The following is a 16,889-nucleotide window of genomic DNA, read 5'->3' on the forward strand; positions in this document are numbered from 1 at the left end:
TTATTCTCGCTTTCGCCCACAATCGCGTGTCATTGTAGCAGGACACCGATGATGAGCACCCTACCCGAACCCTCGGCCGACGCACTGGCCGTCAGCCTGCGCCTGCAGGCCGCACTGCGCCAGACGATCGTCGACAACGGCGGCTGGATTTCTTTTGCCCATTATATGGAGCAAACCCTGTACGCGCCGGGCCTGGGCTACTATGCCGCCGGCAGCCACAAGCTGGGCGGCGCCGGCGACTTCACCACCGCGCCGGAAATGACCCCGCTATTCGGCGCCACACTGGCGCGCCAGCTGGCGGCGCTGCTGCCGCAAACCAGCGGGTGCCTGTACGAATTCGGCGCCGGCAGCGGCCGCCTGGCCGCTGACCTGCTTGCCGAACTCGAACGCCTGGACACGCTGCCGACGCACTATTACATCATCGACCTGTCCCCCGACCTGATCGAGCGGCAGCGCGACACGCTCGCACGCGCGCTGCCGCATCTGCTGCCGCGCGTCAGTTGGCTCTCGGCCTTGCCAGCGGACATCGACGGCGTAGTCATCGGCAACGAACTGCTCGACGCCATGCCATGCGAGCTGATCCACTGGAACCCGGCGCCGCAACAGCGCGGCGTGGCGCTCGGCGAAGACGGCTTTGCCTGGCGGGACCGTCCCATCGACGACCCGCGGCTGCGCGCGCAAGCCCAGGCGCTGGCCATCGCCGAGCCCGGCTACCTCTCGGAAATCAGCCTGAGCAATCAAGCCTTTTTGCGCACGCTGGCCGGCCGCCTCGCGCGCGGCGCCGTGCTCTTGCTCGACTACGGCTTCCCGCAGCGCGAGTACTACCACCCGCAACGGCACATGGGCACGCTGATCGGCCACTACCGCCACCATACGGTCGACGATCCGTTCTTTCTGCCGGGCCTGATGGACCTGACCTGCCACGTCGACTTCAGCGCCGTGGCGCAGGCAGGCATCGACGCCGGACTCGACTTGATCGGCTACACCACCCAGGCGCAATTTCTGATCAACTGCGGCATCGCCGAGGTCATGCAGCGGCTCGATCCGGCCGACGTGCGCCAATGGGCGCCAGCGGCCGGCGCGGTGCAGAAACTGATGTCGCCGGCGGAAATGGGGGAACTCTTCAAGGTCATCGGCTTCGGCAAAGGCGTTGCCATCGATTGGCTGGGCTTCGCCCAAGGCGACCGCTGCCATGCGCTGTAAAAAATCCGAAGGGGAGTGTTGACAGTCCCATGGGGGCACGGCATAATTCGCCCCACTTCGCGATTTCGCGAAGGCACAAGTGGCGAATTAGCTCAGTTGGTTAGAGCGACGGAATCATAATCCGCAGGTCCCGTGTTCGAGTCACGGATTCGCCACCACAGAATTCAAAAGCCCTGATTTTTTCAGGGCTTTTTTCATTTCTTTTTCGCTTGAACGTCCCGCCCGGACCATGCGGTTGCCGGTCACCTCTCTCCCTGTGACGCAAAGTGTCAAGGCTCACGCCACATCGCACCGCAAACGCCTGTTGGGTCAACCCGATTTGCGCACGGATCGCCTTAATGTCCAACGCAGCCAACTGGTGGACAACCTTGTCGGCTGGTCGCCCCTGTTGATGGGCGATGGCCTCGTTCAACCCCTGCTTGATGCTATGCGTTGCATTTTGTAGGTAATTGCAAATTATTACCTACAAAACACAACAATCTGATTCCCCCCCAAACGTGAAGCCAGGACAGTGCGATGAGGTCTGTATCATTCTCCAAACTTGAGGTCGTTTTAGGGATGGCACGGCATAAGGAAGCCCATGCCGCGTGCTGCACGCAAAGCGCTGTAAGCAGACACTCAATAGTTTGCAGCTCGTTATTCTCACAACTCCGAGGGCAGCGCTCTGCTTGAAAAGCCGCTTCACATCCACTAATGTAGCCATATAAGCTACATACGTAGCCTTTTTTGCTACATCATGACATTGCTCGATACTCTCTTCGGCGGTCAACGACAACGCGCACTCGGATGGCTGCTGCTCCACCCTGACAATGCTGTTCATGTCCGCGAACTCGCACGCCTGACCGGCACCAGTGCCGGCTCTCTGCACCGCGAGCTTGCACGGCTTGCCGATGCAGGTTTACTGCAACGCAACACGCGGGGCAATCAAGTGCTTTATCAAGCCAACCGATCCTGCCCTGTTTTCGCGGAGCTCTCCGGTTTATTCCGCAAAACGGGTGGCCTAGCTGATGTGTTACGGCAGGCCTTGGCGCCGCTCGAGCCACAGATTGAACACGCCCTTATTTTCGGCTCGGTCGCTCGAGGCGAGGAAACTGCCCTCTCCGACATCGATGTCCTGGTGATCGGCCGCGCGTCCTTTACAGATGTTGTTTCAGCGCTGTATGAATGCCAATCGACCTTGGGCCGGGAAATCAATCCTGTCGTGTATTCAACGGAGGAATGGCATGCCCGGCAAGAGCAGGGCGACCATTTCGTGCGTGACATCCTGTCTCGCCCCACTCTTCTACTGATAGGAGCGTTGGATGACGCTGGACAATTTATTGGCCATCCACAAACTGGTTCGCCAGGCACCGGATAAGGATGGCATCGCCAAGCTGCTGCGAGCGGCCGAGCGCAATCTAACTGACGCAGCCCTCTCGGAACTCAGCAATGACAACCGTTTCGATGCCGCGTACAAAACGATCCTTCAGTGTGCGCTGATCGCTTTGTGGGCAAAGGGCTACCGTACCTCAACTAGCCAGCCAGGACATCATCAAACCGCCATACAAACGCTACCTAAAACCATGGGCGTTGCAAGTCAGACAGTCATCGTTCTGGATGCACTGAGAAAGCAACGCAACATCAATGACTATGAGGGAGACCCGATCTCTCATTCAGCATTGCGCACTTGCCAGGATGAGGCAACGGCACTGCTGGTGCTTACCCGCGACTGGCTTGCGGCTGAGCACCCTGACCTCATCGAATAGCAGCGTGGCCCTATCGCTCTGAATTGACAGGACAGAGCAACAATTAGCTTAGGGCGTGTCGTCATAAATTGGCGGTGCACTGCCTTCGGCGAGCACACCCTACACAAAGGGGTGTCCCGCTGCGTAGGGTAAATGGAATGGACTCCTTCCACCCCGGATCGGCATCTTGTCGTACCAGTAGGCCGTGCGCTTTGTTATCACATTTACAGCTTGAACCCGCCCACCACCTTGTCGAGCCCGTCGGACATCTCCGCCAAGCTTTGCGTGATCACCTCGGTGTGCTTGATCTGCGCATCCTCGTCCTGAGCGCGCGTCGACATTTGCTCGGCGGACTTGGACATGACCTCGGTCGCGCGCGACTGCTCGGTGGTAGCGTCGCGGATTTCGATGGTTTTACGGATCACCGCCGCCATGCTGTTTTGAATATCGGCGATGCTGCTCAACGCGGCCTCGATCAACGAGACGCCGGTGTTCACCGCATCGCTGGTTTGGGACACGCGGCCGATCGCCAGCTCCGACGCTTGCCGCATCGCCGCGACCATTTGGTCGATTTCCACCGTGGCCAGCCCGGTTCTTTCCGCCAATTTGCGCACTTCGTCCGCCACCACCGCGAAGCCACGCCCTTGCTCTCCGGCGCGCGCGGCCTCGATCGACGCATTCAACGCCAACAGATTGGTTTGATCGGCAATTTCCTTGATCACGCGAGCAACTGAGCCGATCTGCTTGGAATTCTCGTCCAAGTTCGCCATGACTGGCGTCAGCTCCGTCATCGAATGCGCCGCATGGGAGATTTCAGCCGACACCTTGGACATCGAGGTCACGCTGGCCGTCGACAGGCCGCTGGCCTGCTCGACCACGGCGGCCGCTTCCTGAGTATTAGTGGCGATATGCGCCACGCTGACGGTGAGCTGTTCGATGGTGGCGGCCGTAGTCTCGGCCAGCTGGGTAATATCGCGCGAATTCTGCGTCAGGTGATGCGTCATCTGGCCCAATTCGCTCACGCTGCCATTCAGGCTCGATGTCTGTTCGCGCACGGCAATGAACTTTTGATGCAGCTGGCTCATGAAATGATTGAAATTGGTGGCGATCTCGCCCACCTCGTCCCGACTCTCCACTGCGAGCCGCAGCGTCAGGTCGCCATGCCCCGAGCTCAGCGATTGCATCGCTTGGCGCAACTTGCCCAACGGCTTGGTGATCGAGTTCGCCACCGTGGCGATCAAGGTCAAGGAGAACAACAAAACCACCAGACCAATCCCGGACAGCCACGCCACCACATGATTGACCGACGCATAAATCTCGCTCTCGGCAATCTCCACCACCACGATCCAGCCGGCATCCGGCATATAGCTGGACACCACGACCATCGGGCCTTGCGGGCCGGCGTAGTGCCCCAGGTTGAAATTCGACGGTTTGAGCAGCGTGGGCGTCACCTCGCTCATGCCGGGCAAGCTGCGCATATCGACTTTGTTGTTGATTTTGACGAGTTTCAGATCGCGATGGATCTGAATTTTGCCGTCGGTGTCCACCACGTAAACCTGCCCGGTCTGACCGATCGCCGTCTGCCGCACGCGGTTGGCGATCTCGGTCACATCGATGCCGATACTAGCGATCGCGCGATGTCCGGGCGGTCCCTTGACCAAGCCATTGACGAACATCATGATGTTGGGCTTGCCGTCCTCGCCGCCGAGATTGAAGTCGACCGTCTTGCCGCTATCGAGAAAAGCCTTGAACCAACCGTCGTCACCGTCCGGATTGACCTTGCGCAGTAGGCCCTTGCTGTCGTCGTAATAATTGTGCGTGGCTTCGGAGACCCAGCTCACCATTGCGGCGCCGGTCGCCGCGCGCACACGCTGGGCATATTTTTGCCAAGGGGCAATACCGCTCGCCGGCTCCCCCTGCGCCATCCAATCGAGCAAAAAAGTGTTGTTGGCGATCTGCAGCGTTTGCGCCATCGGGATGGAAACGGACTTATCCAGATCATTGCGCACCGCTTCCACCGTGCGCACCAGCTCATACTGCTCGACCCGCTCGGTCAGCGCGGCCCGCATCAGGTGGGCCGCTAGCAAGATAATGAGCAATAGCGAAATGATCAGGATGCCAGCCACGCTTACCATCATTTTTTTTCGAATCGACATCGAACCCAACATGGCACAACCCTCCCTGGTGGTTGGCACACAAGCCCGCGCAGTGCTATCGCCCTGCGTGCGCTGGAATGTCGCGACGGTATGACAACAGCAACATCATTAAGCAAACTTATCAGAGTTATAGTTGCGATATCACCATGCGCAAGCCGCTAATCCCTTGTTGTGCAACGATTAAATTCAACCTGACCGATATCGGCGGCGACGCGCACTCCATCATGCACAACTCAAATCATTCCAAAAAAGAATCAACAAAACAAAAATTATTCATTTTTATCATGCTGTGTTGCGCGGTATAGTCCAGAGAGAAGATTTCAACGAACCTCGGACGGGTCGATCACCCGAGACACGGGGACAGGACAAAGACGGGCTTCACCACCCCATTAGATCGGAAATGAAGAGCATGAAAAGAAAAGTGGCTTTATTCAGCAGCAGCGTGAAAGGGTTTTCCCGCTTGCTCGACGACGGATCGGTCGTCAACGACCCCAAGGCCGACTGCGGCAAAGTGGCGGACCTGTTTCGCGCCATCGGGTTTGAAGTGGTGACGGTGTTCGATTTGATCGCACAACTGACCAGTCGTGCCGTGCCGCTTACCGCCATGAACGACTCGGCCAAGATCGCCATCCGCGACATCGGCAGCGGTCAAGTCGCCGACATTCCCGTCTAAGAATCGCTAACAAAAGTACCGGCAAGGCATCCGCACAACTCTTGCAGCGTGTATTCGCCGTAGGCAATGCACGTCTTGTGCGAGCCCAAGGCCGTGCGTTGCTTCGCGAACGCACGCTACGCCCCAGCCCGGGCCCCTCACGGGGCCCGCCTCCGGTTAATGCTTAATCAGCGGTGAGAACCAAGCAGCCGGCCACCTCCCGCGCCCGCGCCGCCACAGGCAGATACAGCCATGAGGTGTTGGCGTCGATCGGCGCGGCACGCCACGCCAAACGGCTATCGACCACCAAGCGGCAAACGTCCGGATTGCGACGCTGTTCGCGTGGGTTGCACAACACCGAGATCAAGGAAAGCAACTGCTCTTGGCGGAAACGCTGGGTTGGAGAAACGACGTGGACTGCCTTACTATCCTGAGTAGCCATATCAACTGACCTCTGAGTAAAGGTTGGTGTGGTCAGCGGGTCCGGGGTGCTCGCAACGCCCCGGGCTCGCGCCTCAATAAAACACGGCGAATGCCGCGCCAACCACCTTATCCAGCAAGAACGGATTCGACAAGATAGCGTGACTGTCAGGAAAATCTGAAAATCAAATACGCGCTACGCGGATACCTATATCGCCGCGCGCACGCGCTCGTACCCCGCCCGGCTCACCGGCACGCGGCTGCCGTCGGCCAGCACCGCGGCATGGCCGTCTTTGCCCTGGCGCTCCAATGCGCGCAGAAAGGCCAAATTGATCAGGTAGGAGCGATGCACGCGCACAAAACACGACGGGTCGAGCCGGGTTTCGATATCGGCCAACCGCTGGGTTTTGAGATAGGTTTTGCCTTGGGCGTGAATGGCAATGTAGTCGTCTTGCGCTTCGACGTAAGCGATCTCCGCCACGGCCACCACATGCACCTGATCGCGGTCGCGGATCAGCACGCGCTCAAGCCACGCGCCCGGCGCGCTCACCAGCGACTCCAGCGCGGCGGAAGGCTGGCCCAGCAGCCGGCGCGCCTTGGCCAGCGCCTCGTCGAAACGCGCCTGCGAAAAAGGTTTGAGCAGATAATCGACCGCATGCAGGTCGAACGCCTGCAGCGCATGTTCGTCGTAAGCCGTGGTGAAAATCACCCCGCTGCGCCGCCCGGTCAGCTCCAGCACTTCCAGGCCGGACAAGCGCGGCATGCGGATATCCAAAAACACCAGGTCCGGCGCCAGCGCGCCGATATCGCGCACCGTCTGCATGCCGTTTTCGCACTCGCCCACCACTTCGACATCGGGATGAGGGCGCAGATATTCGTGAATCAACTGCCGCGCCAACGCTTCATCGTCGGCAATCAGCGCGCGTAGCGCCTGGGTCATGCCTCGGCCTCCTCTTGTTGCGGCAAAGTCAGCTCGGCGCAAAACACGCCGGACTCGCGCCGCCATTGCAAACGGGCGCGGCAGTCGTAACGCACCTGCAGCCGTTCGCGCAGATTCTTGAGTCCCACGCCGTTGCCCTCGCTCGCGGCCGGCTCGTCCGCCACGGGGTTGATCACCGCCACATGCAGCCACCGATCGCGCACGATGGCCTGAATCCGCACCGTGCCACCCTCCTCCAGCTGACGAACACCATGCTTGAGGGCGTTCTCCACCAACGGCTGCAGACACAAGGGCGGCAGTAAACAAGCCGGCGCCGCCTCGTCCACCTTCACCTCATAATGCAGCTTGTCACCGTAGCGGCGTTTCTCGATCGCCAAAAACCGCTCGCACAACGCGATTTCCTCGCGCAACGGAATAGCGTCCCGCGACGCCAAGGCCAGCGTGCCGCGGAAAAAGTCCGCCAGATCGATGGTCATGGCGCGCGCGGCGGCGGGATCGAAACTGGTCAGCGCGCTGATGGAGTTGAGGCTATTGAACAAAAAATGCGGATTGACCTGCGCCCGCAGCATCTGCAATTCCGCCTCGCGCGCCAACGCCCGCATCTCTGCCGCGCGCTGCGTGGCTTCGCGCACGTTGTCGAAGGCGATGACCAGGTCGTGGGCCAACAGCGACAGCAGATACAACGCGGCCCCCAGCACGAAAAAGGGCACGTTCCACACCGCCGCCAATGCACGCGATGCCGAATCCGGCGCAAGCCCTTGCAGCACCTCGCCCCACAGCTTCACCAGCACGAGCAGCACCGCGCCGGCCAGTAGCGTGGTGCTGCTGAACAATACCAGCACGCGGCTGGCGCTGCGTTGCGAATACGGCAGCGCCCGGCACACGTAGTAGGCCGACAGCGCGCCCCAGCCAAAGACCAGGCAAACCGGCAACGCCAGCACCAGCGACCGGCTCCAATCATCGATGCCGGCGCCGTGCAGGCCGCCGGCCAACGCCATGCCCACCAGCAGCCAAGCCACCATGTAGCAGAGCAACTTACGCGAATCAGACAAGAAGGGATGCATGGCCGAATCCGCGCGTCAGTTTTTCACCTCGATGCCGCCCATGACGGCCTCGCCCACCAGCACCAGCGTCTTTTCCGGCGAGGGCGGCGGAACCGTTTTGTCCTCCACCCCCCCCATCGTGGGCGCAATTTGCACCTGCAGCAGCCAGTCTTGCGGAATGCGGATCTGAATGCCGCCGCATACCGCCGACACGCGCAGCTCGGCGCGCGACGTGATCGATGCCTGGCGCAAATCGAGCTGGATGCCGCCCAGCAGGGTGCGCAGTTCGCCCCCCTTGAAATCCTGTGAGAGGCAGCGCAACGACACGCCGCTGAGCGTGGCGTTGACGTGCACCACGTCTTCCTGCTGCGTGCGGGTCATGGCCTCGAAATCGTGCCCTGGCCCCCAGCGATGCGGGTGCGGCTGGAAAGCCCGGCCAATCGCCAGCACACCGGCCAAGATCAGCACAATGGGGATCAGCAGCGAGGCGGAAAGCTGAATCACGCCGAAGTTCTGCAGCGTCCAGCCGATCCCCACCAGCATGAACACCGCGCCGGAGATAAAGCGCGACCACGGCCGAAAGGGGTTCAGCCACTTGCGCACGCCGATCACGCAAAAAACCGTTGGCCAGAGCCGACTGATATCCCCCAGCGCCAAAAGGTGCAGATTGTTCAACAGCGCCAGCACACCGATGGCGATGAAAAACACGCCCCAGACGATGCCTCGCCGCGGGTTGTGACACCGGGAGTACGGGCCGCATCTCATTGCGCCACCCCCGTATTCATCGCTTTCTTCACCAACAGTCCGCGCAGCAGCACGTAACCGCCGAAGAGGATCAGCAGCACCGGCCAGCCGGCGCGGAAAGTCAGCCCATACACGTGTTCAATGCAAGCGAATAGCCAGGCCGCCACGCCGAGACGGAAGATCCCGCGGAGCACTTGGTGCGCGCGCCGCGCCAAAAAGAGATGCATCAAACCGCCCAGCGCAATCACCGCCGGAATCACCGTCCACGGCGACACCGGTTCGATATGCCCCAGATTGGCCAACAAATAGAACAACGCCAGCGCGATGAGCGCCAAGCCGAACACCACATGCATGCGCTGGTGACGACGGAAATCGCCCGGCTCGCAAGAATGATGGAAATGCATACTGTCCACTCCCCTGATCGTGTTGCCCGCCTCATCGGCACAAATCCCGTGGCAACCTGTTTTACACGCTGACACGATAACCAATCCGGGACAACCATGCGCGCTCGATTCGGCCAATGACGGGAATAATTCGGTGAACAGCATCATCCATAGGGCAATTCGCTACACGTCACGCCCGCGCCGTCGCGCGGATGCGTGCCGCCAGTTCGGCCAGCGCGGCGTCGTCGGCCCGTTGCCAATCGTGCGACGACAGATAGCCCTCGTAGTGCGCGAAGAATTTGTCGACTTTGCTACTCAGCGGCTTGAATGCGCTATCACGCCCGGTGCCATGCATGGGAAACAGCTTGGCGTGCACATGATCGACGCCATACCCCTCGAACATCATGCCGGTACGGGCGACATCGTCGAACGCCGCGTCCAGCAGCTTTCCCACCTTCTTGGCCGCGATCGCCAAATCGGCCAATACGCCATCCGGCAAGTCGAACGCGTAGCTGGGATAATGCTGTTTCGGGATCACCACGCTAAACCCGGGCGTATTGGGAAAAATCGACAGAAAGGCCAGGTGCTTGTCATCCTCCCAAATACGGTGGCTTGGCGCGGTCTGGTTGACGATCTGACAGAAAATACAATCCATCCTCTTCTCCTCAAGTTGTCATGCGGTTGGTATATTAAAGCTTTGGCCGCGGACCGACACACCCGCCATAAGGAATTGCCATGACGCATGCGGCTCACGAGACCATCGTCGTTTACGGACCAAGCACCTCGATCAACGTGCGAAAGGTCTTGTTTTTGCTCGCCTTGCTGGGCACGCCCTTTCAACACTTCGACCGTTACATTCCGGAGCACTTCGGCCAACGTCCATTCGAGGCGCTCAATCCTAACCGGCTGTATCCGCTATTGCGCTGCGGCGATTTCACGCTATGGGAATCGAACAGCATTCTGCGCTACCTGGCTGGGCGCTTCGACCCAACGCTTCACCCCGACAACGAGCAGCGGCGCGCCCTCGTCGATCAGTGGCTGGACTGGCAGGCGGCAGATCTAAATCCCGCCTGGCGCTACGCTTATCAGGCGCTGGTCAAGAAACATCCCGACTATGGCGACCCAGCCGCCATCGCGCGCTCGCAAAGCCAATGGGACCGGCTGACCGCGCTCTTGGCCGACCATCTCGCCGCCAACGGTCCTTATGCCGCCGGGGATTTCTTCTCCATCGCCGACATCGCGTTGCTGCTGTCGATCAACCGCTGGCGGCACACCAAGCGGATAACCGCCGAGGACAGCCCCTTCGCCGCCTACCTGGCGGCGGCGCGCGATCTGCCCGGCTATCGCCGCTATGTCGACAACGGCCAGCCTTAGCGACGTGGCGCCTTGAGGCACGCCGTGCGTGGATCTCGCCACAACGATTTAACTAGGGTTAAATGAATGATCCACTTAGCGTACTCAAATGGAACACGCCCATGAAAAAGCGTCTTGCTGTTCTCTGCTTGCTTTGCGTACTGACCACTCCGGCGCTGGCCGAGGCGCCAAGCGAGAGTGAAGTGCATCAATTACTGACCGCCATGCAGGTCGAACGCAATTTGGATCAGATGCGTGTGCCGATGATCGCCATGGTGCAAAAGCAAATGAACGACGCCTTCAAGGGCCGCGCCGTCACGCCGGCGCAGCAAGCCGTGCTCGGCAAGCTGGCAAAGGACCTGTCGGCATTGGTGATGGATGAAGTCAGTTGGTCGAACATGGAACCGCTGGTCACCCAGATCTATCGGGAAACCTACACCAGTGAGGAGATCGACGGCATGCTGCAATTTTTCCAATCACCGGCGGGACAGGCCATGACGGCCAAGCAGCCCGCGGTCATGCGAAAAATGCTCGTGGGAATGCAGCCATTGCTGGCCGACATGCGCCCCAAAGTGGATGCGCTGATGCAGAACGCCATCAAACAATTGGCGCAAACGGGTCAGACTCAGCCGGCGAATTAACGGCACATCCGCCAATCCCCATCACCTAGAAATGACAAAGCCCCAACATGCCGTTGGGGCTTTGTCATGGCAACTGGCGGAAGCGAAGAGATTCGAACTCTTGAGGGCCGCGAAGCCCCGCCGGTTTTCAAGACCGGTGCATTAAACCACTCTGCCACGCTTCCGGAGAGTGCGACATGATAACGGCTCGGTCCGCTTTTGGCTAGGGCGCCACCGAACTTGCCGTACCCAGGCCGCGCTTGACGCGCACGAACTCCTCCACCGTTAACACGGTGCCCGGGAGCCCCATGCGCGACGCCAGTTGCGTGACGTGCGGCGCCTCCAGATGCGCCTGGCGCAGCACGTCCTCTTGGGCAAACACCTCGTGGGTCGAGCCGTCGAGCAGCACCGCGCCTTGTGCGAACACCAGCGTGCGTTCGAAGGTTTCGGCGACGAAGTCCATATCGTGAATAATCGTCAGCACCAGTTTGCCCTGTCCGACCAGTTCGCGAACGATCGCCTTGATGTGTTCCTTGCCGGCGTGGTCCTGGGCGATGGTCGGTTCGTCGAAGATGATGATCTCGGTGTTCATCGCCACGATCGAGGCGATACTGATCAGCTTGCGCTCCGACAGGCTCAGGTCATACGGGTTGTCGTTGACGCGTTCGGCCAAACCGACCATCGCCAGCGCGGAAAACGAACGCTCGCGCGCTTCCGCCTCGCTTTGGCCGATATTGAGCGGGCCGAACATCACCTCGTCGAGTACCTTGTTCTTGAATATCTGGTCGTTCGGATTCTGGAACACCAGCCCGATATGACGCGCCAACGCGGCCACCGTGGCCTCGCGCGTATTGACGCCGTTGATGATCACCTCGCCGCGCACCGGCTTGAGCAAGCCCTTGAGCAGCTTGACGAAGGTGGTCTTGCCGGCGCCGTTCTGCCCGATGATGGCGGTCGAACGGCCATCGAAGGCGAGCGAGATATCCTTGAGAATGTCCTCGCCCTCGGTGTAATGAAAGCCGAGATGACGGATCTCGATTTTATTCATGCCAGTTCACCACTTGGTCGTAAGCGTCATCCAGCGTCATCGGGTAGAGGCCGGTAGCCGGGTTGCGGATGCCGAGCCCTTGGCAGATGCGGGCAAAAACGGGCGCGGCCACACCGTATTGCGTGAGGTCAGGGCGGGAAAACACCCGTTCGGGCGTATCGAAATCCACGAGCTTGCCCTGATCGAGCAACATCACCCGGTCGGCGTAACGGGCGATTTTCTCGATCTTGTGTTCGACCATGATCACCGTCATGCCGCGGCGGCTCAAGGCCTGGATCGCCTGAAACACCTCTTCCGAACCTTGCGGATCAAGCTGCGAGGTCGGCTCGTCGAGCACGATGATGTCCGGCTCCATGGCAATGACGCTGGCGATCGCCATGCGCTGCATCTGACCGCCCGACAGGTCGAACGGATTGCGCTTGCCGAAGCGCTCGATGCCCAACAGCGCCATGGCGCTCTCGATGCGCGGCATCATCTCCGCCCGCGGCACGCCGAGGTTCTCCAGCCCAAAAGCCAGCTCCTCGTACACGGTCATCTTCGAGCCGCTGATCTGGGTGAACGGGTTCTGGAACACGAGCCCCACCCGGCGCGCCAGCTCGCTGATCTCGGTCTGGGCGACGTTGAGGCCGTCGATGGTCACGGAACCGCCGTAGCCGCCCTTGTAGAAGTGCGGCACCAGCCCCATCAGCGCCTGGCATAGCGTGGACTTGCCGGCCAGGTTGCGGCCGATGATGCCGATGAACTCGCCCTTGTCGATCTCGAACGACACGTCGTCGAGCGCCAGCGCCGTGGTCAGCGGGTAGCGGTACTTCAAGCCTTCGACCACAATCTTCTTCATGCCGAGATCCTCCACACCACCGCCGCCACCATGGCGACCACCAGCACGATGCGGATGATGCGGTTGCCGGTGCTGTCTTGCGCTTCATTGAGAAAGGTCTTCGGCGTATGGGCGCTGAAACCCCGCACCTCCAGCGCCAACGACCGCTCGCGCGTGCTGACCAGCGAGTTCATCACCACCGGCCCGATCAACGGCAGAAAGGCCTTGACGCGCGTGAGCAAACTGCCCTCGGTCTCCATGCCGCGCGAGCGCTGCGCGTCGGTGATGGTCTCCATCGTCGCCGTCATCTGCGGAATCAGCTGCAGCACCGACGACAGCACGTAGCCCAGATGCGGCGACAGACCCTTGCGCACCAACGCCTCGATCAGATCGGAAGGCCGCGTGGTCAGCACCAGCAGCGCGAAAGCGCACAGGATGTTGAGCACGCGCAGACAGATCGCCGCGGAAAACAGCAGGCCCTCGCGATAGAAGTGCACGCCGCCGATAACGGCGAACACCTGGCGATTGCCGGCGTAAAACAGCCCCTGAATGATGACCACCGACACGAGCACGAGAACGCTGAAGCCGATGAGCGGCACCACCCGCTTGAGCACGCGGCCGACGATCAACAGCATCAGGCTCAGCGCGAGCATGACGAACCCGGCGGCAAAGCCGGAAAGGACAGCGGGAATCAGGATGGCCGCCAGGATGTACAGCAGCTTGGCGATCGGGTCCACCCCGTGCACGAACGTCCCGTTGTCCTGATAAAGACTAAGCGCTTTCAAGGTCGGAGCTCCCGCCCGTTAGAGTTGTTCGGTCTCGTTCTCGTGATGGAACAGAATCGTCATCTTTTGCGGCAAGCCCTTGAAGATGCCGTAGGCGACGATGGCGGTGGCGATCTTGTCCGGCACGTCGACCACGAATTCATCCACCGTCGAGGCCATCCATACCGGGAAGTGGTGCGCCACCATCCAGGCAAACACCAGGTCGCCCCAGACATTGCCGGTTTGGCCGCCCCAGAAGCCGATATTGATCGGCGTGGAGATCACGGTGGCCACCACGGCGGCAACGATGCCGACCACCACGGCGCTGCCGATGCCGGTAATGCGCCCCTTGTACGCCATCACCCCGACCGCCAGACCGATGCCGATACTGGTGAGCGCATAGATGAAGGAGATCGGGTCCATGGTCAGACCGTAGATGATGTTGTTGATCGCACCGCAGATGGCGCCGACCACGGGGCCAGCCAGCATGGCGGCCAGCATGGTGCCGATGGCGTCAAGCCACAGCGGCAGTTTCAATAGGCCGGCAAACAGCTTGCCGATGTAATTGATCCCAACCGCGGCCGGAATCAACACCAAGGCCGAGGTAGAGAGTTTCAAACTCCACATGCTGTTTTTCATGTCTATGTCTCCTGTGTGTTGACGAGCCCGCGCAAAGCGCGGACGGACTTGCTACTGCCGCGCCAAGCGGACGATCGCGCCCAGGGCGGTCAGAATTTCGTTGCGTTCTCCGGTCGCGGTACGGTTTTCGCCAACGACATAGTCGTTGATACCGGATTCGATATCGCCGCTATGCTCGACGACGACATTCAGGATCGATGCCGCGCGCAAGCCGCGCAGACGGGCGATGACCAAGAGCGCCGAAGTCTCCATGTCGGCGCCGAGCACGCCATGGCGGCGCCAGTGTTCGCGCGAGGCGGTCTCGTGGTCGGTGTAGAAGCTGTCATGGCTGTGCACGAGGCCGCAATGATGGGCGAAGCCCTGTTCGGCCGCGCTGGCAAGCAGGCCCGCCAATAAGTCGGTATCGGGCACCGCCGGAAAACGGTCGGCGACATAGGCGCGCGAAGCGCCGTCGTCCCGCACGGCGCCGCAGGCAATGATCAATTCGCCCAGGCGCAACGCGGGCTGCAGCGCGCCGCAGCTACCGATGCGAATGAGCGTGTGCACGCCGATCTGGCGCAACTCCTCCACGGCAATGCCCGTCGAGGCGCCGCCGATACCGGTGGACACCACCATCACCGGCACGCCCTGGTAGCTGCCGCGGCAGCTCTTGTATTCGCGGTTGAAGGCGATATCCACCGGATCGTCGAGAAACGCCTTCACCCGCTCGACACGCTCCGGGTCGCCCGGCAGGATCGCAAACGGCGCCGCGTCGCTGCGGCCGCAACGGATATGCGGCTGTTTCGCCTCCAACATGATGCGCTCACTTTCTTTCGTAGAAGTCGTACACTCTTTTTTCCGATTCGTCCTGCAGCGCCGGCCAATCACGGATAACGATATCGTGCCCCTCGGCCACGATCAGCCCCTCCTCGCGCAGGCTTTTGAGGATGCGGTTGACGCTGCGCGTGGCCACGCCCATCAGTTCGCCCAATTCCTCGCGGTCAAGCGCCACGCGCCGGTCGCGCGCTGCGGCCGCCACCAGATACTGGCAAATGCGCTGGCGCAGCGAATACAGCGTGTCGGTGCCGGCCTTTTCGCTCAGCATGTAAATCTGGTGGCACAGACTGCGGGTGAACGAATCGCTGATCTGGCGGTCCTGGCCCAGCCAACGGATGAACGGCTCGCGCTTGAGCCGCAGCAGCACCACGTCCGAGATCGCCTCGACAAAACAGCTGTACGGCCGTTGATCGAAGATCTCGTGCTCGCCGATGTAGTTTCCTTGCTTATAAATCGCCAGCGTGTACTTGCGTCCGCTTTCCGTCATCACGTAGATGCGCACCAGGCCGGAAACCACGATATACAAGCTGTCGTAGACCTGTCCCTGGTTGAGCCGGAATTCGCCTTTGCGGCAGCGCACGACGCTGAACTCCTTCAGCACCTCGTACGGGCATCCCTTCAGCAGCTCGTAGATGCCGCGCTCCTGCTCGATGATCGTGATAACGTCGTCAATGCCTCTGGCCATCGCATCCTCTCCAGATGTTCTTGCCATCATACAATCACAGGGTTTTATATAAAGGACATGTAGGTTTTATTCACCGCAAAATCCGATGGCATAACCAGGAATTTCGCGCTTTTCCGGGACATTTGTCCCGGAAGCTGTAATGCGCCGACTACATCACATCAAAGGAACGTTATGACCGCTCCCTCCCACCCTATCGTGCATATCGACGACATCGAGGACATTTCACATCTGGACGGCGAGCACTGGGGCGGCAGCTACAAACCGTTGACCCCGGCGCTCGATGCCCTGCCCGGCCGGCTGGGCGCCAATCTGTCGCGCGTGCCGCCAGGCCGGTCGGCCTGCCCGTTCCATACGCACGCCCGCGAGGACGAGGTGTTCTACATCTTGTCCGGGCGCGGCGTATTCCGTTATGGCGACGCGTTGCACGACGTCGGCCCGGGCCATTGCATCGCCTGCCCGGCCGGCAGCGGCATCGGCCATCAGTTGGCCAACCCGTACGACGAGGACTTGGTGTATTTGGCGGTGGGGGTGAACGATCCGGACGAGGTCTGTACCTATCCGGACAACGGCAAGATACTCGTACGCAGCTTAAAGACGGTGGGGGTATTGTCGCCGCGGGACTATATGGACGGCGAGCCGGAAATGCCGAAGATTCTGGCGCTCGCCGCGGCGCGGGGCAAATGAAAAAAGGGGGCCGAAGCCCCCTAGGACCCTCTGAACCCGTTATTTGCCACTGCGTTTGGTCAACAACAGGCCGAATGCAAGGCGCGCGACGCAGGTCGCAGTCATTCTGCGATGCCAAGGAGCGCAACGCCGTCAGGCGGCCGCTTGTTGGCCAAACCCTTCGGGGCGGCGCCTGGCGGTAAATAACTTGTTCAGAGG

At 60.6% G+C, this 16,889-nt stretch carries 20 protein-coding genes and 2 tRNA genes; 8 read left to right on the top strand and 14 right to left on the bottom strand.

Features of this window, described 5'->3' with window-relative positions; genetic code table 11:
- Nucleotides 1-51: 51 nt before the first annotated feature.
- The 4 genes from JOZ06_RS11635 to JOZ06_RS11650 all read left to right on the top strand — a co-directional run bounded on the left by JOZ06_RS11635 (nt 52) and on the right by JOZ06_RS11650 (nt 2,948).
- Entirely contained in the window at nt 52-1,203 is a 1,152-nt protein-coding gene (locus JOZ06_RS11635) for an SAM-dependent methyltransferase (RefSeq protein ID WP_293232604.1), read from the top strand.
- A gap of 81 nt (nt 1,204-1,284) precedes the next feature.
- A tRNA-Met gene (locus tag JOZ06_RS11640) sits at nt 1,285-1,361 on the top strand.
- Between the two features lie 578 nt (nt 1,362-1,939).
- Nucleotides 1,940-2,560, top strand: a complete 621-nt coding sequence (locus JOZ06_RS11645; protein WP_293232562.1) for a MarR family transcriptional regulator — start codon at nt 1,940-1,942, stop codon at nt 2,558-2,560.
- Nucleotides 2,505-2,948 carry a DNA-binding protein gene (locus tag JOZ06_RS11650; RefSeq protein WP_293232563.1) on the top strand — a complete coding sequence of 148 codons (444 nt, stop codon included), beginning with the start codon at nt 2,505-2,507 and terminating at the stop codon, nt 2,946-2,948. The genes JOZ06_RS11645 and JOZ06_RS11650 overlap by 56 nt, the downstream gene beginning before the upstream one ends.
- A gap of 203 nt (nt 2,949-3,151) precedes the next feature.
- Here the strand turns inward: JOZ06_RS11650 and JOZ06_RS11655 are convergent, their stop codons facing one another.
- A complete protein-coding gene (locus JOZ06_RS11655; RefSeq protein ID WP_293232565.1) occupies nt 3,152-5,065 on the bottom strand; it encodes a methyl-accepting chemotaxis protein in 1,914 nt (637 codons plus the stop codon).
- 427 nt (nt 5,066-5,492) lie between these two features.
- Between JOZ06_RS11655 and JOZ06_RS11660 the strand changes: the two genes are divergently transcribed.
- On the top strand, nt 5,493-5,756 hold the full coding sequence (locus JOZ06_RS11660) for a hypothetical protein (protein ID WP_293232567.1): 264 nt from the start codon (nt 5,493-5,495) through the stop codon (nt 5,754-5,756).
- Between the two features lie 163 nt (nt 5,757-5,919).
- On the opposite strand, the gene JOZ06_RS11665 is transcribed toward JOZ06_RS11660, so the two are convergent.
- The 6 genes from JOZ06_RS11665 to JOZ06_RS11690 all read right to left on the bottom strand — a co-directional run bounded on the left by JOZ06_RS11665 (nt 5,920) and on the right by JOZ06_RS11690 (nt 9,920).
- Nucleotides 5,920-6,177: a hypothetical protein gene (locus JOZ06_RS11665; protein WP_293232569.1), complete on the bottom strand. Its 258-nt coding sequence runs from the start codon at nt 6,175-6,177 to the stop codon at nt 5,920-5,922.
- A 186-nt stretch (nt 6,178-6,363) separates the two neighbouring features.
- Complete coding sequence (locus JOZ06_RS11670) at nt 6,364-7,095, bottom strand: LytTR family DNA-binding domain-containing protein (protein ID WP_293232571.1); 732 nt, start codon at nt 7,093-7,095, stop codon at nt 6,364-6,366.
- Entirely contained in the window at nt 7,092-8,159 is a 1,068-nt protein-coding gene (locus tag JOZ06_RS11675) for a histidine kinase (RefSeq protein WP_293232573.1), read from the bottom strand. The genes JOZ06_RS11670 and JOZ06_RS11675 overlap by 4 nt, the downstream gene beginning before the upstream one ends.
- 15 nt (nt 8,160-8,174) lie before the next feature.
- Complete coding sequence (locus JOZ06_RS11680) at nt 8,175-8,903, bottom strand: DUF5668 domain-containing protein (protein WP_293232575.1); 729 nt, start codon at nt 8,901-8,903, stop codon at nt 8,175-8,177.
- On the bottom strand, nt 8,900-9,286 hold the full coding sequence (locus tag JOZ06_RS11685) for a hypothetical protein (RefSeq protein ID WP_293232577.1): 387 nt from the start codon (nt 9,284-9,286) through the stop codon (nt 8,900-8,902). The genes JOZ06_RS11680 and JOZ06_RS11685 overlap by 4 nt, the downstream gene beginning before the upstream one ends.
- A gap of 169 nt (nt 9,287-9,455) precedes the next feature.
- A complete protein-coding gene (locus tag JOZ06_RS11690; protein WP_293232579.1) occupies nt 9,456-9,920 on the bottom strand; it encodes an HIT family protein in 465 nt (154 codons plus the stop codon).
- 80 nt (nt 9,921-10,000) lie between these two features.
- On the opposite strand from JOZ06_RS11690, the gene JOZ06_RS11695 reads away from it, so the two are divergent.
- The gene (locus JOZ06_RS11695; protein ID WP_293232581.1) at nt 10,001-10,639 is read left to right on the top strand and encodes a glutathione S-transferase family protein; all 639 of its coding nucleotides are present in this window, start codon (nt 10,001-10,003) and stop codon (nt 10,637-10,639) included.
- A gap of 101 nt (nt 10,640-10,740) precedes the next feature.
- A complete protein-coding gene (locus JOZ06_RS11700) occupies nt 10,741-11,259 on the top strand; it encodes a DUF2059 domain-containing protein (RefSeq protein ID WP_293232583.1) in 519 nt (172 codons plus the stop codon).
- 74 nt (nt 11,260-11,333) lie between these two features.
- Here JOZ06_RS11700 and JOZ06_RS11705 read toward each other — a convergent pair.
- From JOZ06_RS11705 to JOZ06_RS11735, 7 genes are all read right to left on the bottom strand, one after another.
- A tRNA-Ser gene (locus JOZ06_RS11705) sits at nt 11,334-11,423 on the bottom strand.
- 38 nt (nt 11,424-11,461) lie between these two features.
- Nucleotides 11,462-12,286, bottom strand: a complete 825-nt coding sequence (locus JOZ06_RS11710) for an ATP-binding cassette domain-containing protein (protein WP_293232585.1) — start codon at nt 12,284-12,286, stop codon at nt 11,462-11,464.
- The gene (locus JOZ06_RS11715) at nt 12,279-13,124 is read right to left on the bottom strand and encodes an ABC transporter ATP-binding protein (RefSeq protein ID WP_293232587.1); all 846 of its coding nucleotides are present in this window, start codon (nt 13,122-13,124) and stop codon (nt 12,279-12,281) included. The genes JOZ06_RS11710 and JOZ06_RS11715 overlap by 8 nt, the downstream gene beginning before the upstream one ends.
- On the bottom strand, nt 13,121-13,888 hold the full coding sequence (locus JOZ06_RS11720; protein WP_293232588.1) for an energy-coupling factor transporter transmembrane protein EcfT: 768 nt from the start codon (nt 13,886-13,888) through the stop codon (nt 13,121-13,123). The genes JOZ06_RS11715 and JOZ06_RS11720 overlap by 4 nt, the downstream gene beginning before the upstream one ends.
- Before the next feature lie 18 nt (nt 13,889-13,906).
- Nucleotides 13,907-14,506, bottom strand: coding sequence for a hypothetical protein (locus JOZ06_RS11725; RefSeq protein ID WP_293232590.1), 600 nt, complete (start codon nt 14,504-14,506; stop codon nt 13,907-13,909).
- 51 nt (nt 14,507-14,557) lie between these two features.
- The gene (locus tag JOZ06_RS11730) at nt 14,558-15,301 is read right to left on the bottom strand and encodes a nucleoside phosphorylase (RefSeq protein ID WP_293232592.1); all 744 of its coding nucleotides are present in this window, start codon (nt 15,299-15,301) and stop codon (nt 14,558-14,560) included.
- A 7-nt stretch (nt 15,302-15,308) separates the two neighbouring features.
- Complete coding sequence (locus JOZ06_RS11735) at nt 15,309-16,007, bottom strand: Crp/Fnr family transcriptional regulator (RefSeq protein ID WP_293232594.1); 699 nt, start codon at nt 16,005-16,007, stop codon at nt 15,309-15,311.
- 171 nt (nt 16,008-16,178) lie between these two features.
- On the opposite strand from JOZ06_RS11735, the gene JOZ06_RS11740 reads away from it, so the two are divergent.
- Entirely contained in the window at nt 16,179-16,691 is a 513-nt protein-coding gene (locus tag JOZ06_RS11740; protein WP_293232596.1) for a cupin domain-containing protein, read from the top strand.
- Nucleotides 16,692-16,889 lie beyond the last annotated feature (198 nt).

This window comes from Paludibacterium sp., assembly GCF_019232825.1.
GTDB lineage: Bacteria > Pseudomonadota > Gammaproteobacteria > Burkholderiales > Chromobacteriaceae > Paludibacterium.

Coding starts and splice junctions, on each gene's coding strand:
- JOZ06_RS11655 (WP_293232565.1), bottom strand. CDS start 5,065: ATGATGGTAAGCGTGGCTGGCATCCTGATCATTTCGCTATTGCTCATT.
- JOZ06_RS11670 (WP_293232571.1), bottom strand. CDS start 7,095: ATGACCCAGGCGCTACGCGCGCTGATTGCCGACGATGAAGCGTTGGCG.
- JOZ06_RS11725 (WP_293232590.1), bottom strand. CDS start 14,506: ATGAAAAACAGCATGTGGAGTTTGAAACTCTCTACCTCGGCCTTGGTG.
- JOZ06_RS11645 (WP_293232562.1), top strand. CDS start 1,940: ATGACATTGCTCGATACTCTCTTCGGCGGTCAACGACAACGCGCACTC.
- JOZ06_RS11730 (WP_293232592.1), bottom strand. CDS start 15,301: ATGTTGGAGGCGAAACAGCCGCATATCCGTTGCGGCCGCAGCGACGCG.
- JOZ06_RS11665 (WP_293232569.1), bottom strand. CDS start 6,177: ATGGCTACTCAGGATAGTAAGGCAGTCCACGTCGTTTCTCCAACCCAG.
- JOZ06_RS11690 (WP_293232579.1), bottom strand. CDS start 9,920: ATGGATTGTATTTTCTGTCAGATCGTCAACCAGACCGCGCCAAGCCAC.
- JOZ06_RS11675 (WP_293232573.1), bottom strand. CDS start 8,159: ATGCATCCCTTCTTGTCTGATTCGCGTAAGTTGCTCTGCTACATGGTG.
- JOZ06_RS11680 (WP_293232575.1), bottom strand. CDS start 8,903: ATGAGATGCGGCCCGTACTCCCGGTGTCACAACCCGCGGCGAGGCATC.
- JOZ06_RS11650 (WP_293232563.1), top strand. CDS start 2,505: ATGACGCTGGACAATTTATTGGCCATCCACAAACTGGTTCGCCAGGCA.
- JOZ06_RS11660 (WP_293232567.1), top strand. CDS start 5,493: ATGAAAAGAAAAGTGGCTTTATTCAGCAGCAGCGTGAAAGGGTTTTCC.
- JOZ06_RS11710 (WP_293232585.1), bottom strand. CDS start 12,286: ATGAATAAAATCGAGATCCGTCATCTCGGCTTTCATTACACCGAGGGC.
- JOZ06_RS11695 (WP_293232581.1), top strand. CDS start 10,001: ATGACGCATGCGGCTCACGAGACCATCGTCGTTTACGGACCAAGCACC.
- JOZ06_RS11700 (WP_293232583.1), top strand. CDS start 10,741: ATGAAAAAGCGTCTTGCTGTTCTCTGCTTGCTTTGCGTACTGACCACT.
- JOZ06_RS11715 (WP_293232587.1), bottom strand. CDS start 13,124: ATGAAGAAGATTGTGGTCGAAGGCTTGAAGTACCGCTACCCGCTGACC.
- JOZ06_RS11740 (WP_293232596.1), top strand. CDS start 16,179: ATGACCGCTCCCTCCCACCCTATCGTGCATATCGACGACATCGAGGAC.
- JOZ06_RS11685 (WP_293232577.1), bottom strand. CDS start 9,286: ATGCATTTCCATCATTCTTGCGAGCCGGGCGATTTCCGTCGTCACCAG.
- JOZ06_RS11635 (WP_293232604.1), top strand. CDS start 52: ATGAGCACCCTACCCGAACCCTCGGCCGACGCACTGGCCGTCAGCCTG.
- JOZ06_RS11735 (WP_293232594.1), bottom strand. CDS start 16,007: ATGGCCAGAGGCATTGACGACGTTATCACGATCATCGAGCAGGAGCGC.